Consider the following 14391-nt stretch of genomic DNA (forward strand, 5'->3'; position numbering starts at 1 on the left):
CTACGCCGGCGAAACAGCCACGCCCGCCAAGAGCGACAACCGACCGCACGGAGTCACGCCGTGGCCCCCTCAGGCCGAGATCATTCCTGCCCCCTCAACAACTTCCTCAACCCCAAATAAACCGCTTCCCGCTCCTCCGGCGACAACTGCCGGATCACCTGCGCCTGCCCCCGCCGCGCCAGCGGCATCACCTGGTCGTGCAGCGCGGCACCGGCTTCACTGATCGCGCAGATCAGCTTCTTGCGCGGCGTGTTGCCGGCTGAGGTCAGCCGCACCAATCCCCGATCCTCCAGCAGCCGCAGCGTGCGGCTCACCAGCGCCTTGTCCGAGGTCGACTGGGTCACCAGTTCGGCAAACGGCAGCTCGCGCGCGTGCGCCAGCAGCGCCAGGATGCGCCACTCCGGCACGGTCAGGCCGAACTGTTCCGCATAGGGCTTGGTCACCGTGCTGCGCAGCGCGGTGACCAGCTGGCTCAGCATCGTGGTCAGGAAATTGTCGACAGTCAGGCCGCTGCCGGCCTCGTCGAGGTCGGTCCAGGGGCTGGTGTTGTCGGTGTCTGGCGCGGGCTGGCCGTTGGCGGGCGCGGCGTCACGGGGCATGCGTTCCTCTTGGTCAGGGTCTGCCGGCCGCGGAGTTCGGGCCGGTTGGCGGGCCCGATTGTCTCACAGGCGCTCGCCAATTCCGCCACTGGGTGTCGCTTTCGTGCCATACGAAAGAATTAAACAAACTAAGTCATGTCAATAGGTGTTTAACGTAAGTTGAGTTGTCAATATTGGCGACCTAGGATTACCAATGTTCCTGGTGTGAACGTACGTTTTACTAATAAAACAACCGATAGTGTTGTAACCCGAGCCAACCCTGTTTTCGCGGTGCGCACAACAGCCCACTCCAACCGCGAATGCGCCCCCACAGGAGCTGTTGATGAGACACGAACGCCCCCGCCTTTTGCTTGCCGCCACTGCCATGGCCGCGCTCGCGCTTGCCGCGGGCAGCGCGCTGGCCACCGCCGCGTATCCGGCCAAGACCGTGACCATGGTCGTGGCCTATCCGCCTGGCGGCGACACCGACGCCATGGCCCGGCTCTATGCCGACAAGCTGTCGGCGCGCCTGAAGCAGCCGGTCATTGTCGAGAACCGCCCCGGCGCCGGCGGCGTGGTCGGCGCCAGCTTCGTCAGCCGCGCGCCGGCGGACGGCTACACGCTGCTGTACACGCCCAACCCTTTCACGCTGGCGCCGATGGTGCTCAAGCTGGCGCCGTCGGCCAGCTATGACCCGCTGCACGGCTTCACTCCCGTGATCCAGACCGCGGTGCAGGCGGTGCTGCTGGTGGCCAACCCGCAGGCGGGTATCAAGACCGTCGGCGAGATGATTGCCGCGGCCAGGGGCGGCAAGACGCTGACCTATGGCAGCCCGGGCGCGGGTTCGCCGATGCATATCGCCGGCGAGATGCTGAACCGCGCCGCGGGCGTGAAGATCCAGCACGTGCCGTACAAGGGCGTGGCGCCGGCGGTCAACGACGTGGTGGCGGGGCACGTGAACTTTGCCTACGTCACGCTGGGCCCGGTGGCGCAGTACATCAACACCGGCCGGCTGATCCCGCTGGCGATCACGGACGCAAAGCGCTCGCCGCTGCTGCCCAACGTGCCGACGCTGGCCGAGCTTGGCTACAAGGACGTGGTGGTCGGCGCCTGGCATGGCGTGATGGCGCCCAAGGGCACGCCGCCCGAGGTGGTCAAGGTGCTGAACCAGCAGCTCAACGACGTGCTGCGCTTGCCCGACGTGACCGAGAAGATGGCCACCTTCGGCGCCAGCCCGGTGGGCGGCGCCCCGGCCGCGCTGGAAAAGGTCAACGCGGCCGATTACGAGCGGCTGGGCAAGGTGATCCGCGACCTCGCGATCACGGCGGAATGACGCAGGGCACCGCATCGCATTCATGCAACCAGACAAGCAGGAGGCCGGCATGAGCAAGGCCATCGTGGGAAGCTCCACGCCGCAGGTGACCGCGCGGGAAAAGGTCATGGGGCGCGCGCAGTATGCCGGCGACATCAAGTTGCCCGGCATGCTGCACGCCAAGGTGCTGCGCAGCCCGCACCCGCACGCGCGTATCGTGCGCATCGACACCGCCGCGGCGAAGGCGCTGCCCGGCGTCAAGCTGGTGATGACCGGGCACGATGTGCCCGCCCGCAACTGGGGTCCGCACCGCAAGGAGCAGCGCATCCTGGCCTGCGGCGTGGTGCGCCACGTCGGCGAGGAAGTGGCCGCGGTGGTGGCGGTCAGCGAGGAGATCGCGCGCGATGCGCTGGACCTGGTCCGCATCGAGTATGAGGCGCTGCCCGCGCTGCTGACGCCGGCAGCGGCGCTGGCCGATGGCGCGCCCGAGATCCATGCCGGCACGCGCAATATCGGCCACGAGATGCGCATCGTGCGGGGCGACGTGGATGCCGCGTTTGACGCCTGCGCCGCGGTGTATGAGGCCACCTACGACATGCACTCGCAGTACCCGGGCTACCTCGAGCCGATGGCCTCGGTGGCGGCGCAGGACGGCAACGGGCGGCTCACGCTGTGGGCCTCGACCCAGTCCGTGTTCCTGGCGCGCGCGCGGCTGGCCGAGGCGCTGGACCGGCCGGTCTCGACCATCCGCGTGGTGCAGGCCACTACCGGCGGCGGCTTCGGCGCCAAGATCGTCGAGGAGAACAACAGCCTGATCTGCGCCTTCCTGGCCAGCCGGCTGGAGCGCCCGGTGCGGCTGGTCAACAACCGGCTGGATGACTTCCAGGGCGCGCGCGCCAGCGTGCCGATGAAAGTGTGGCTGCGCATGGGGCTGTCGGCGGACGGCGTGATCCTGGCCAAGGATGTGCGCATCACGGCCGAATGCGGCGCCTACTCCGGGCTTGCCGGCGATGTGATGCATGTCACCGCCATGCGTAGCGACAACATGCACCGCGTGCAAAACGTGCGCTCGCATGCGGTGATGGCCTATACCAACAACCCGCCGCGCGGCGCCTTCCGCGGCTTTGGCGGGCAGCAGATGCAGTTTCCGCTGAACTGCCACCTGACCGTGCTGGCCAGGATGGTCGGCATGGACCCGGTGGAGGTGCACAAGCGCAACGCGATCGGCGCCGGCGAGACCAGCGTGCATGGCTGGAAGATCAGCAGCACCGGCATGGCCGAGTGCCTGGACATGACCCGCAAGGCCATCGGCTGGGACGAGAAGCGCGCCGCCCCGCGCGGCACCGGCACGCGCCGGCGCGGCGTGGGCATTGCCGCGGCCATGCACGTCAGCGGCAACCGCACGCTGGGCAACTGGGACGGCTCGACCATCCTGCTCAAGGTCAACGAGGACGGGCGCGCGATGCTGCAGACCAGCGAGTGCGACATGGGGCAGGGCGCCAACACCATGCTCAGCCAGATCTGCGCGCAGGAACTGGGCGTCCCGCTGTCGCACGTGACCGTGATGGCGCCCGACACCGATACCGCGCCATTCTGCCTGGGCTCGCTGGCGTCGCGCGTGACCATCATCGCCGGCAACGCCGTGCTGCGCGCTGCGCGCGAGGCGCGCCAGAAACTGCTGGCACTCGCGGCGGAGAAGCTTGGCGTGGACGCGGAACAACTGGAGATTGCCGATGGCCGCATCGCCGCGCCGGGCCAGCCCGACAAGTCCGCCACGCTGGCGGAGATCGCGCGGCTGCATATCTTCCGCCACGGCGGCGAGGGCATCCATGTGCGCGCCACCTATGACGCGCCCACGGTGATGCATGACGCCGACTACTACGGCAACGTCGCGCCCGCGCACTCCTTCGCGGCACAGGCGGTGGAAGTGGAAGTCGACACCGGCACCGGCCAGGTCACCGTGATCGACAGCTTTGTCGCCGACGACTGCGGCAAGGCCATCAACCCGCTCGCCGTGCACGGCCAGACCCACGGCGCGACCGTGCAGGCGATCGGCTGGACCCTGTACGAGAACCTGCAATACGAGGATGGCCGCCTGATGAACGGCAACTTTGCCGACTACACCATGCCTACCGCCGACGCGGTGCCGATGCTGCGTACCGACGTGGTGGAATCGAACGACCCCAACGGCCCCTATGGTGCCAAGGGCGCCAGCGAAACCGCGATCCTGCCGGGCGCGGCGGCGATTGCCAATGCCGTGTTCGACGCCGTGGGCGTGCGCATCCAGTCGCTGCCGATCACGCCGGAGAAGGTGCTGGCGGGCCTGCGCGAACTGAAGCAGAAGGAGGCCGCCCATGCGTGACTTTGCATTCCTTGAGCCGGCCACCGTGGCCGAGGCCAGCCAGATGCTGGCCGAGCTGGGCGACAGTTGCCGCATCCTTGCCGGCGGCACCGCGCTGATGCTCGGCATGCGCCAGCGCATGCTGACGCCTGGCCACCTGGTCTCGCTGGGCCGGCTCGATGCGCTGCGCGGCATCACCTTCGATGCGCGCGAGGGCCTGCGCATCGGCGCGCTGACCTTGCATGCCGAGGTGGCGCGCTCGCCGCTGGTGCAGGCGCGCTACCCGATGCTGGCCAGCATGGCCTCGCGCGTGGCCAATCCGCAGGTGCGCAACCAGGGCACCATCGGCGGCAACCTCTGCTATGCCGACCCCGCCACCGATCCGCCGGGCTGCCTGATGGCGCTGGGTGCACGGATCGTGGTCAGCGGCCGAGGCGGCGAGCGCGAGATCGATATCGAGGACTTCCTGGTCGACTACTACGTCACGGCACTGGCGCCGGACGAGATCGTCACGCAGATCCGCTTGCCGGCGCCGGGTGCCGGCGCCGATGGCCGCTATGCGCGCTTCCTGCGCACCGCCGCCGAGCACCGGCCGCTGGCCAGCGTGGCACTGGCGGTGCGGCGCGAGGGCGCGTTCTGCGTCGAGGCGCGGCTGGCGGTGGGCGCGTCCACGCCGATCCCGGCCCGGCTGCGCCGCGCCGAAGCGCTGCTGGCCGGCAAGGCCGTCACCGCGGAACTGGCCGAGGAAACGGCCGCCATTGTCGCCGCGGACATCAACGCGGTCTCGGACATGCGCGGGTCCGAAAGCTACCGGCGCGAGATGGTGCGAGTAGTCGCGCGCCGCACCATTGCCGAGCTGTTCGGCGTGGCATCGGAGTAAGGAGTCTTCATGAACCAAGTCAGCATCGAACTCACCGTCAACGGCGAAGAACACCAGGTGGAGGTGCCGGCGCGGCGCCTGCTGTCCGACCTGCTGCGCGACGACCTGAACCTGACCGGCACCAAGCGCGGCTGCGAGACCGGCATCTGTGGCGCCTGCTCCGTGCTGGTCGACGGCGAGGTGGTCAAGTCCTGCCTGATGCTCGCCGTGCAGGCGCGCGGGCGCCATGTGATGACGGTGGAAGGGCTGGCCGCCGACGGCCAGCTGCATCCGCTGCAGCAGTGTTTCATGGACAACGGCGGGCTGCAGTGCGGCTATTGCACGCCGGGCTTCCTGATGGCCTCGTGCGCGCTGCTTGCCAACAACCCCAACCCGACCGAAGACGAGGTCCGTCACGGCCTGAACGGCAACCTGTGCCGCTGCACCGGCTATATCGGCATCGTTGAATCGGTCCTGTCCGCCGCGGAGAAAATGCGTGGAAATTGAAAAGACCCTGGTCACCGCGGCGCCGCCGGCGCGCGTGTGGGAACTGCTGCTCGATCCCAACGTGATGGGCGCGTGCGTGCCCGGCATGGAATCGATCGAAGTGCTGAGCGATGTCGAGTACATCGCGCACATGGCGGTCAAGATCGCCTTCATCAACGCGCGCTTCCGGCTGCATACAAAGATCGTCGAGACGCGCGTGCCGCATTACCTGCGCACCGAGGGCACTGGCGAGGACGCCTCGGTGGCCAGCTCGCTGCGGCAGTCGAGCGAGCTCTTCCTGACCGCGCTGGACGATGGTGGCACGCAACTGAGCATCAAGGTGCAGGTGGACGTGCTGGGTCGGCTGGGCACTTTCGGCCTGAGCGTGATGAAGACCAAGGCCGACCGCATGTGGGACGAGTTCGGCGCCAACCTGCTGGCGCGGCTGTCGCCGCAGGGGGCGCAGGCAGCGCCCGAGCCGGCGGCGAAGTCCGCACCCGCGGCAGCAGTTGCATCGGCCGCGGCGGTCAACGGTCATGCGGTGCTGCCGACGCGGTCCGCGCCGCCGGCACCCGCCGCCGGCGGGCTGTTCTCGCGGCTGTTCGGGCGCGGCGAGGCCGCGCGCGGGCCGCTGTCGGACATCTGCGTCGAGCTGCGCCGCCGCGACGAGACCATCGTGGTGCGGTGGCCCGCCGCCCAGGGCGAGCAATGCGCGGCCTGGCTGCGCGACTACCTGCGCCCAGGGGCATAGGTGGGCCCAGGGCGGGGTCTGCCGGCAATACGGGTACCCTACGGGGTGCAGGCGTGATATATGAGAGCGTTACGCCAAGACCGAATATTGCAGAGACAGACCATGACGACCGATTCGCCGCAGGAAGACACGCAGGAAAGCGGCCAGGAGGGCGCCCCGGAGAGCGCCCAGGACAAGTACATCGTGCCGGGGCTGGAGCGCGGCCTGCGGCTGCTGGCCGAATTCAGCAGCCGTGAGCGCACCTTGTCGGCGGCCGAGCTGGCGCGCCGGCTCAAGGTGCCCCGTTCGACCGTGTTCCGGCTGCTGGCAACGCTGGAAATAATGGGCTTCGTCGAGCGCACCGACGGCGGGCGCGAGTTCCGCCTGGGCATGGCGGTGCTGCGGCTGGGCTTTGACTACCTGGCCTCGCTGGAGCTGACCGAGCTGGGCCGCCCGCTGCTGGACCGGCTGCGCGACGAGATCCACTATCCGTGCAACCTGGTGGTGCGTGACGGCCGCTCCATCGTCTACGTGGCCAAGTCGGTGGCCTCGCGCCCGTTTGCCAGCACGGTCAACGTCGGCACCCGGCTGCCGGCGCACGCCACAGTGCTGGGCCGCGTGCTGCTGGAGGATCTGTCGCTGGCGGAACTGCGCGCGCTGTATCCGGAGGAGCGCCTGGAGGTGTATTCCGAAAGCACGCCGCGTACCGTCGAAGAGCTGTACGACATGGTCCAGCGCGACCGCCAGCGCGGCTATGTGCTGCATGAAGGGTTCTTCGAGGCCAGTATCTCCACCATCGCGGCGCCGGTGCGCGACCGCAGCGGCAAGGTGGTGGCGGCGCTGGGCGCGACAATCCCGGCCTCGCGCATCGATCCGGAGCAGCTCGACAACGTGGTGGAACAGGTCAGGCGGGCGGCGGCCGAGCTGTCGCGACTGCTCGACTACCGGCCGGAGGTGCCGAAGCCGTTCGCGTGACGGCAACGCGCGCCGCCTGCCATCCGATGGGAAGCAATATGCAGCAATGCAAGACATACAACAGGCCGCCGCGCCGGCGGCAATGGCTGGCCGGCACGGCGCTGGCCGCTGTGCTGGCGGCGTGCGTGCCGTGGCAGGCGGTGCAAGCCGCCGGCTGCGCCAATGTGCGCATCGTGGTGCCGTTCCCGGCCGGCGGGCCGGCAGACCAGCTCGCGCGCACGCTGGCGCACGGGCTGCAGCAGCGGCGCGGCACGCCGTTCGTGGTTGACAACAAGCCTGGCGCCAACGGCAATATCGGCATCGACACGGTGCGGCGCGCACCGGGCGACGGCTGCACGCTGCTGGTGGCCCCGGCGGGCAACCTGACCATCAACCCGACGCTGATGCCGGCGCTGAGCTACAACGTCGAGCGTGATTTCCGGCCGGTGTCGCTGCTGGCGGGCTCGCCCAACGTGCTGGCGGTGCATCCGTCGGTGAAGGCGAATTCCGTGCAGGACCTGGTCAAGTTGGCACAGCAGGCAGAGAAGTCCGGCAAGCCGCTGGGCTATGCCAGCCCGGGTGTCGGCAGCGGCCTGCACCTGGCTGGCGAACTGTTCCGCAACAAGGCCGGCATCATACTGCTGCACGTGCCCTATAAAGGCACCACGCAGGCGCTCAACGACGTGGTGGGCGGGCAGGTGCCGATGCTGTTCGGCACGTGGCCGACGCTGGCGCCGTTCATCCAGTCTGGCGCGCTGCGCGCCCTGGCGGTGACGCAGCCCAGGCGCTCGCCGGCCGCGCCGAACGTGCCGTCGCTGGCCGAGCAGGGCGTGCCCGGCATCGACGTCAGTTCCTGGTATGCGCTGCTGGTGCCCAGGGCCACGCCGCAGCCGGAGGCCGATGCGCTCAGCGCCGACGTGCGCGCGCTGCTGGCCACGCCCGCGGTGCGGGCCGAACTGCAGCGCCAGGGCATGGAGCCGGTGGGCAGCACGCCGCAGGCGCTCGAGGCCCGCATCCGCGAGGAAACCGCGGCGTGGGCGAAGCTGATCAAGGCGTACGGGATTACCGCGGAGTAGCGGCGCTGCGGTATCCCATCAGGCCCGACAGGTCGCGCGCTGCCTGCCTGACTTCTTTCTCCACGCGCTCGCGCAGCGCGCCATCGGCGTCAAAGCGCTGCTGCGGTCCCGCCACGCTGATGGCGGCGATCACGTCGCCGTCGGCGCCGCGCACCGGTGCCGCGCAGGAATCGATGCCCGGCTCATAGGCGGAAAAGCTCCAGGCGCAGCCGCGTTCGCGGTCGGCGGCAAGGATGTCGGCCAGCCGGGCGTGCGTGGCCGGGCTCTGGCCGGTGACCGTCGGCAGGGGATCGGGCCCCAGCAGCTCGCGCAGCGTCTCCGGCGGCAGCTCGGCAATCAGCATCCGCCCCGGCGTTGTCAGGTGTGCGGCCACGCGGCTGCCCACCTGGATATTGCTGACCAGCGAGGCCGCGGGCATCTGCCGCAGCAGGTAGAGTGCATCGCCGCCATCGCGCACGGCCAGGTAGGCCGACAGCTGCAGCGATGCGCTCAGCCGCGCCAGCACGCGTGCGGCAAAGCTGGTCAGGTCATTGCTGGCCAGCACGCGCGAGGCCAGCTTCAGGAAATTGAAGCCGACCTGGTGCCCGCCTTGCGGCAGGCGTTCCACCATGCCCTCATGCTCCAGTGTATCCAGCAGCCGCATCACGGTGACGCGGTTCACGTCGATGCGCCGGCCCACTTCGCTCAGGTTGGCGGTGGCGCCGCCCTCGGCGATGAAGCGCAGCAGGCGCAGGCCGCGGATCACCGGCGAGACCAGCTGGGCTTCGCGGGCGTCTTCGGTATCGCCATCGTCGGCAAGGTCAGGCAGTGGGCGGGACTTGGGCATGGTGGTGTCTGCTGTCAACGGAAAACGGCCGCGCAGGCGGCCGTGCTGGCTGGGGGGAAAGANATCGCCGCGGCTTCAGCCGAGGGCGACGTTCCAGGCGTCGTAATCGTACACCCAGTCGGCATTGCCGCCTTCCTTCAGCCAGGCATTGCTGCGCGAGCCGATCTGGATGCGGCTGGTGCGTTCGTGGCGTGCGGCCTGGTAGCGTGCCAGCGCGGCGGGCACGCCTGCGGCACCGCCGGGTGCGGCATCGGCAAGGCAGCGCGCCAGCACCACGCCGTCTTCAATCGCCATGCCGGCGCCCTGTGCCATGAACGGCATCATCGGGTGGCAGGCGTCGCCCATCAGCGTGAGCGGGCCGGCGCACCATGCCGGCAGCGGGTCGCGCACGTACAGCGCGGAGATCAGCACCTCGTCGCAGGCATCGAGCAGTGCGCGCGCCTCGGCGTGGAAGCCGGCATAGGCGCTGCGCAGGTCTTGCACGCGGCCCGGCGTGGTCCAGGACTCATGGCGCCAGGCTTCCTGCGCGACGGTGGCGAAGATAAAGATGTCGCGGCCGCGGTTGAGCGGGAAGGTGACGATCTGCGTGGCGGCGTCGGGGCCCCACCATTTGGTGAAGGCGCCCAGGTTGGGCACGCAGGCGAGGCGCTCGGCGGGAACGACCGCGCGGTAGGCCACCACGCCGGTGAAGATCGGGCTTTCCTGGCCGAACAAGGCGGTGCGCACGGTCGAGTGGATGCCGTCGGCGCCTACCAGCACGTCGACGCGCTCCTGCGCACCGTTGGCGAAGCGCAGCGTGGCGCCATCGGCATGCGGCTCGATGGCCACGGCCTTGTGGCCAAGGCGCACGCATTCGGCCGGCACGGCGGCTTCCAGTGCGGTCATCAGGTCGGCGCGGTGCATGGTCAGCTGCGGGGCGCCGTAGCGGCGCTCGGCGTCTTCCTGCATCGGCAGGCGGGAAGTTTCTTCGCCGGTGTCCCACGTGCGGCTGATGCGGTGGCTGGGGCGTGCGGCGGTTTCGCGCAGGGCGTCGCCGATGCCTAGCCCGTCGAGCGCGCGTACGGCGTTGGGGGTCAGGTTGATGTCGGCGCCTACGCGGGCGAAGCGGGGGGCTTGTTCGTAGACGATGGCGTCCAGGCCGAGCTTGCGCAGTGCGATGGCTGCGGCGAAGCCGCCGATGCCGGCGCCGTTGATTCCGATCTTGAGGGGCATTTGTCTACCTGCTGGGAGTTGGGCTGGCAGACGGCAGCGGCTGCTAGCTTGGCTGTTGATGTTCAAAAATGAACGTAATATTCATAATATATTATTGAGGGAGCGAGGTTGAGTCAACCAAGGGGGAACCCTAGACGAGGGGCAATTGGGTAGGGCTTGGCGGGTGTGGGCTGCTTCGCTGGCGATGCGTTTCTTGCCTACTTCCTGAGATGGAGGGGAATTCAGAAAAAGCGAGTCACTTTTAGGAATGGCCTGATTTACCGCTGTACACGGCCTTCCATATTCTTCCCCTTGTATTGATGCGCCTTGATTGAATGCGGGCGCAGCGATTGCCACACAAACTAGTCAATCATTGGCTGCCAGTAGCAGCTACCAATCCATTCTCACGGAGCGTGCTTGCATGGGTAGCCAATTGCCATTTTCCTCTCGTACCGTCACCCTGAGCGGCGACAGCCTGCCCCAGATCCTCGGCCAAGTCGCGCTGACTGTGGCCCGTGTGCAGGGCACCGAGGACCTGAACAGCCTCTTCACCTATACGGTCGATCTCAAAACGCCGGACGAACTGCACCGGCTGTCGGGGCCGGCCGCCAATCTCGATCTGGCGGCGATGCAGGGCAAGGAACTGACGCTTGAGATCGAGCTCGACGGCGCGGGCACCGGCCCCGCCGGCCACCTCGGCGCCGGCACGCGCGAGATCACCGGCATCGTGACCCAGGTCGAGGGGCCGAGGCCCGAGGGGCGCCACTTCGCCTACCGCCTCACGCTGCGCCCGTGGCTGTTCCTCGCCACGCTCACCTCGGACTTCAAGATCTTCCAGCAGAAGACCGTGGTCGAAATCCTGCAGGACTTGCTGGCCGACTACAGCTTCCCGGTCGAGAACCGCCTCGATGTCGCGCGCTATCCGACCCGCGAATACCAGGTGCAGTACGGCGAGACCGATTTCGAGTTCTTTGAGCGCCTGACTCAGGAGTGGGGGATCTCGTATGGATTCGAGCACAGCAACGGCCATCACCGTCTGGTGCTCACCGATGGCAACGGGGCCTTCCGCCGCTTTGCAAGTCCGGCCTATCACACGCTGACCTGGCGCCCGTCCTCCGACCGGGCCGATGCTGAGCACCTGTACGACTTCCACGTGCAGGACAGGCTGGTGTCGGGCAAGTGGACCAGCAATGACTACGATTTCGTGAAGACCCGGGCCGACCTGTCGGTGGCCACCCACGGCCCGCGCGAGACCGCGCACGCCAACGGGGAAATCTACGAGTACCCCGGCGACCACGCCCAGCCGGCCACCGGCAATGATCCGTGGAAGGAAGGCGACATGCTGTCCCGCATCCGCATGGAGGCGATCCGCCAGCACGGCAGCCGCGTCTGCGGCGCCGGCAATGTGCGGGCCGTGGTGCCCGGCTGCACCTTCACGCTCAAGGGCTTCGCGCAAACCGCCGCCAACCGGGAGTACCTGGTGTTCGCCACCACGCTGGAGCTCGAAGACGTGGCCGAGGCCTCAGGGCAGGGCCAGCAATGGCGTTGCGAGGCCGAATTCCAGGCGCAGTCCACGGCCGAGATCTTCCGGCCGGAACGCACCCAGCCCAAGCCGCGCGTCCACGGGCCGCAGACCGCCACCGTGGTCGGCCCCGAGAAGGAGGAGGTGTGGGTCGATGAATTCGGGCGCATCAAGATTCAGTTGCACTGGGACCGCATCGGCCGGCGCGACGCCAACAGCTCATGCTGGGTGCGCGTCTCGCAGGCCTGGCAGGGCGACCAGTTCGGAGCGAGCCACATCCCGCGCATTGGTCAGGAGGTGATTGTCGGTTTCACGCACGGCGATCCGGACTGCCCGATCATCACCGGCCGGATGCCCAACCGCGTCAACCTGCCGCCGTGGGTGCTGCCCGGCCAGCACGCGCTGTCAGGCTTCCGCAGCAAGGAGTTGTTTGGCGAGCGCTACAACACCTTCGTCCAGGACGACACCCAGGGCGAGATCCAGACCCAGCTTGGCAGCGACCACCAGGCCTCGATGCTCAGCCTGGGCTATATCACGCGCATCCCGGATGCCGACGGACGCCGGGACAAGCGCGGCGAGGGGTTCGAGCTGCGCACCGACGGCTGGGGGGCCGTGCGTGGCGGCGCGGGCCTGCTGCTGACTGCGGAGGTTCGCGCGGATGCGGTCAGCTATCACAAGGACATTTCCGAGACGGTGCAGCGGTTGGCCGATGCTCACGACATCCACCAGGCGCTGGGTAATGCGGCCGACCATCAGCGCGCCCAGGAGGGCCAGCAGCCGGACGTGGCCCGCGCGCTCAAGGCGCAGCACGACACATTGAAGGGACACGGCGAACAGGGAGAGTTTGCGAAGCCTCACCTTGTCCTGGCGGCGCCGGCCGGCATCGCCGCCACGGCTGGACGGGATATCCAGTTGCACAGCAACCGGCATACCGCGCTGACCACTGGCGAACACCTGTCGCTGGCCACAGGCAAGAGCCTGCTTGCCAGCGCCATGGAAAGGATCGTGCTGTTCGCGCGCAAAGCTGGCATGCGCCTGTTCGCGGCAAAGGGCAAGATCGAGATCCAGGCGCAGAGTGATGACATCGAGATCATTGCGCAGAAGGTGCTGCGCCTGATCAGCGTGCAGGAGCGCATCGAGATCACGGCCAGGAAGGAAATCCTCGTCAATGGCGGCGGCAGCTATATCCGCATCAATGCAGGTGGAATCGAGCATGGCACCGCTGGCACCTGGAAGGCTCATGCCGCCAGCCACGCCATGCCGGGGCCGAAATCGCTTGCCGTGCCCCAGCCGGCGATGCCCAACGACGTCTGCGTGGAGTGCATGATCCTCGCCGCGCGCCAGGGCTCGGCGCTGAGCCAGGCCAATCGCCCCGGCTGATGCGCAACTGCCATGCGGCACGGTCGCGGCGATGGGCACGAAACGACGTGCCTCCTTTACTGAATCTGTCGGAGTTCCGCTGTGTTCTTTGCTGTCGCACCTTCCTCACCGCAGCTCGCCGGTGACCTGCTGGACAAACTGCGCTGGCACTTGGAGGTTTCACCGAATGCACGACTGTATGCCCTGATCGATGGCCTGCTCGTGCCGGATATCGCTGACCTATGCCATCAACAGGGCTGGCCGGCTCTGCTATCGGTCTACGCCGGATATCCAGGCTATGACAGCGGGCACCGATGGGCGCCTTGTCTGCTGGAGTTGCCGCGCGACTCGGACCCACTTGCGCCACGTCTCGCAACGCTTGTTGCCCATTGCAGCGGAATCCCCGCGCTGGGCTTCCTGATCAGCCGCCACCCTGCGGAGGTCGTCAAGGCGCAGTTCATGTGCTTGGCTGGCATCACGGACGGCGATGGGAAACGATGGCTGCTGCGCTTTGCCGATACCCGTGTCTGGCCTCCTGAGCACGGATGGCTCACTGCGGAGCAGCAGACTCGCGCATTCGCCGGCATGGATGTCTGGCTCACCATTGAGCGCCATGGGCAGGTCCGTACCGTCAGCGGCTGTCCGGAGGCGGCACCGGCCCGGCCGGATGAATTGCCCGAGGACTTCCGCGTGACCGAGCGGCAGTTGGTGCAGTTGTCTGGCGCAAACGAGGCAGACTACCACCTGGCACGTATGTCGGAGAACCCGTACCACGCGCAACTGGCGCGTAGCCCCATTGAGCAATACGACACCGTGCGCAAGGCGCTGGCGACGCTGGACCGTCTGGACATCGAGGACGAGCAGCAGCGCTTCGCGTATGCCGCGCTTTGCGGTGCGCTATGCCGGCGACTGCGAACAGGACCCCGCCGTACAGCAGGCGCTGCTGTCCGCGAGCAGCAAGGAAGCTTCCCTGACCGATTTGTTGAAGTTCCTGCCGAGCTGAGTGCGCGACACAACTCACAAAGGAAGATTACCCATGCTACGACGACGCAGCCTGATTTTTGCCTGCCTGATTAGCGTCTTATTGTCTGCATGCGCCAGCGGCGGCGGACTGTCCACGCGCGATGACGACAAGTCCTATATCAATGCTTCGCTCG

At 67.9% G+C, this 14391-nt stretch carries 12 protein-coding genes; 9 read left to right on the plus strand and 3 right to left on the minus strand.

Translation table 11 applies throughout. From position 1 onward, the window contains the following. Positions 1-80: 80 nt before the first annotated feature. Positions 81-599: a MarR family winged helix-turn-helix transcriptional regulator gene (locus CF68_RS02510; protein WP_035815804.1), complete on the minus strand. Its 519-nt coding sequence runs from the start codon at positions 597-599 to the stop codon at positions 81-83. A gap of 322 nt (positions 600-921) precedes the next feature. Between CF68_RS02510 and CF68_RS02515 the strand changes: the two genes are divergently transcribed. From CF68_RS02515 to CF68_RS02545, 7 genes are all read left to right on the plus strand, one after another. After that, on the plus strand, positions 922-1911 hold the full coding sequence (locus CF68_RS02515) for a tripartite tricarboxylate transporter substrate binding protein (RefSeq protein WP_035815806.1): 990 nt from the start codon (positions 922-924) through the stop codon (positions 1909-1911). A 49-nt stretch (positions 1912-1960) separates the two neighbouring features. Continuing rightward, positions 1961-4252, plus strand: a complete 2292-nt coding sequence (locus CF68_RS02520) for a xanthine dehydrogenase family protein molybdopterin-binding subunit (protein WP_035815807.1) — start codon at positions 1961-1963, stop codon at positions 4250-4252. Continuing rightward, positions 4245-5111, plus strand: a complete 867-nt coding sequence (locus CF68_RS02525) for a xanthine dehydrogenase family protein subunit M (protein WP_035815808.1) — start codon at positions 4245-4247, stop codon at positions 5109-5111. The genes CF68_RS02520 and CF68_RS02525 overlap by 8 nt, the downstream gene beginning before the upstream one ends. Before the next feature lie 9 nt (positions 5112-5120). Further along, positions 5121-5597, plus strand: a complete 477-nt coding sequence (locus CF68_RS02530) for a (2Fe-2S)-binding protein (protein ID WP_035815809.1) — start codon at positions 5121-5123, stop codon at positions 5595-5597. Further along, complete coding sequence (locus tag CF68_RS02535) at positions 5587-6327, plus strand: CoxG family protein (RefSeq protein ID WP_035815810.1); 741 nt, start codon at positions 5587-5589, stop codon at positions 6325-6327. Before CF68_RS02530 ends, CF68_RS02535 begins: the two co-directional genes overlap by 11 nt. Before the next feature lie 102 nt (positions 6328-6429). Further along, on the plus strand, positions 6430-7281 hold the full coding sequence (locus CF68_RS02540) for an IclR family transcriptional regulator (RefSeq protein ID WP_035815812.1): 852 nt from the start codon (positions 6430-6432) through the stop codon (positions 7279-7281). A 38-nt stretch (positions 7282-7319) separates the two neighbouring features. Next, positions 7320-8336 carry a tripartite tricarboxylate transporter substrate binding protein gene (locus CF68_RS02545; protein ID WP_035815843.1) on the plus strand — a complete coding sequence of 339 codons (1017 nt, stop codon included), beginning with the start codon at positions 7320-7322 and terminating at the stop codon, positions 8334-8336. Here CF68_RS02545 and CF68_RS02550 read toward each other — a convergent pair. Together CF68_RS02550 and CF68_RS02555 are read right to left on the minus strand one after the other, a co-directional pair. Continuing rightward, positions 8323-9162: an IclR family transcriptional regulator gene (locus tag CF68_RS02550; RefSeq protein WP_035815813.1), complete on the minus strand. Its 840-nt coding sequence runs from the start codon at positions 9160-9162 to the stop codon at positions 8323-8325. The two genes, CF68_RS02545 and CF68_RS02550, sit on opposite strands and share 14 nt — an antisense overlap. A 75-nt stretch (positions 9163-9237) precedes the next feature. Then, the gene (locus CF68_RS02555; RefSeq protein WP_035815814.1) at positions 9238-10374 is read right to left on the minus strand and encodes an FAD-dependent monooxygenase; all 1137 of its coding nucleotides are present in this window, start codon (positions 10372-10374) and stop codon (positions 9238-9240) included. Between the two features lie 400 nt (positions 10375-10774). Between CF68_RS02555 and CF68_RS02560 the strand changes: the two genes are divergently transcribed. After that, on the plus strand, positions 10775-13255 hold the full coding sequence (locus CF68_RS02560) for a type VI secretion system Vgr family protein (RefSeq protein ID WP_035815815.1): 2481 nt from the start codon (positions 10775-10777) through the stop codon (positions 13253-13255). Between the two features lie 81 nt (positions 13256-13336). After that, positions 13337-14311, plus strand: a complete 975-nt coding sequence (locus CF68_RS02565; protein ID WP_035815817.1) for a DUF4123 domain-containing protein — start codon at positions 13337-13339, stop codon at positions 14309-14311. Positions 14312-14391 lie beyond the last annotated feature (80 nt).

The organism is Cupriavidus sp. SK-4 (assembly GCF_000611125.1).
In the GTDB taxonomy this organism is placed as follows: Bacteria; Pseudomonadota; Gammaproteobacteria; order Burkholderiales; family Burkholderiaceae; genus Cupriavidus; species Cupriavidus necator.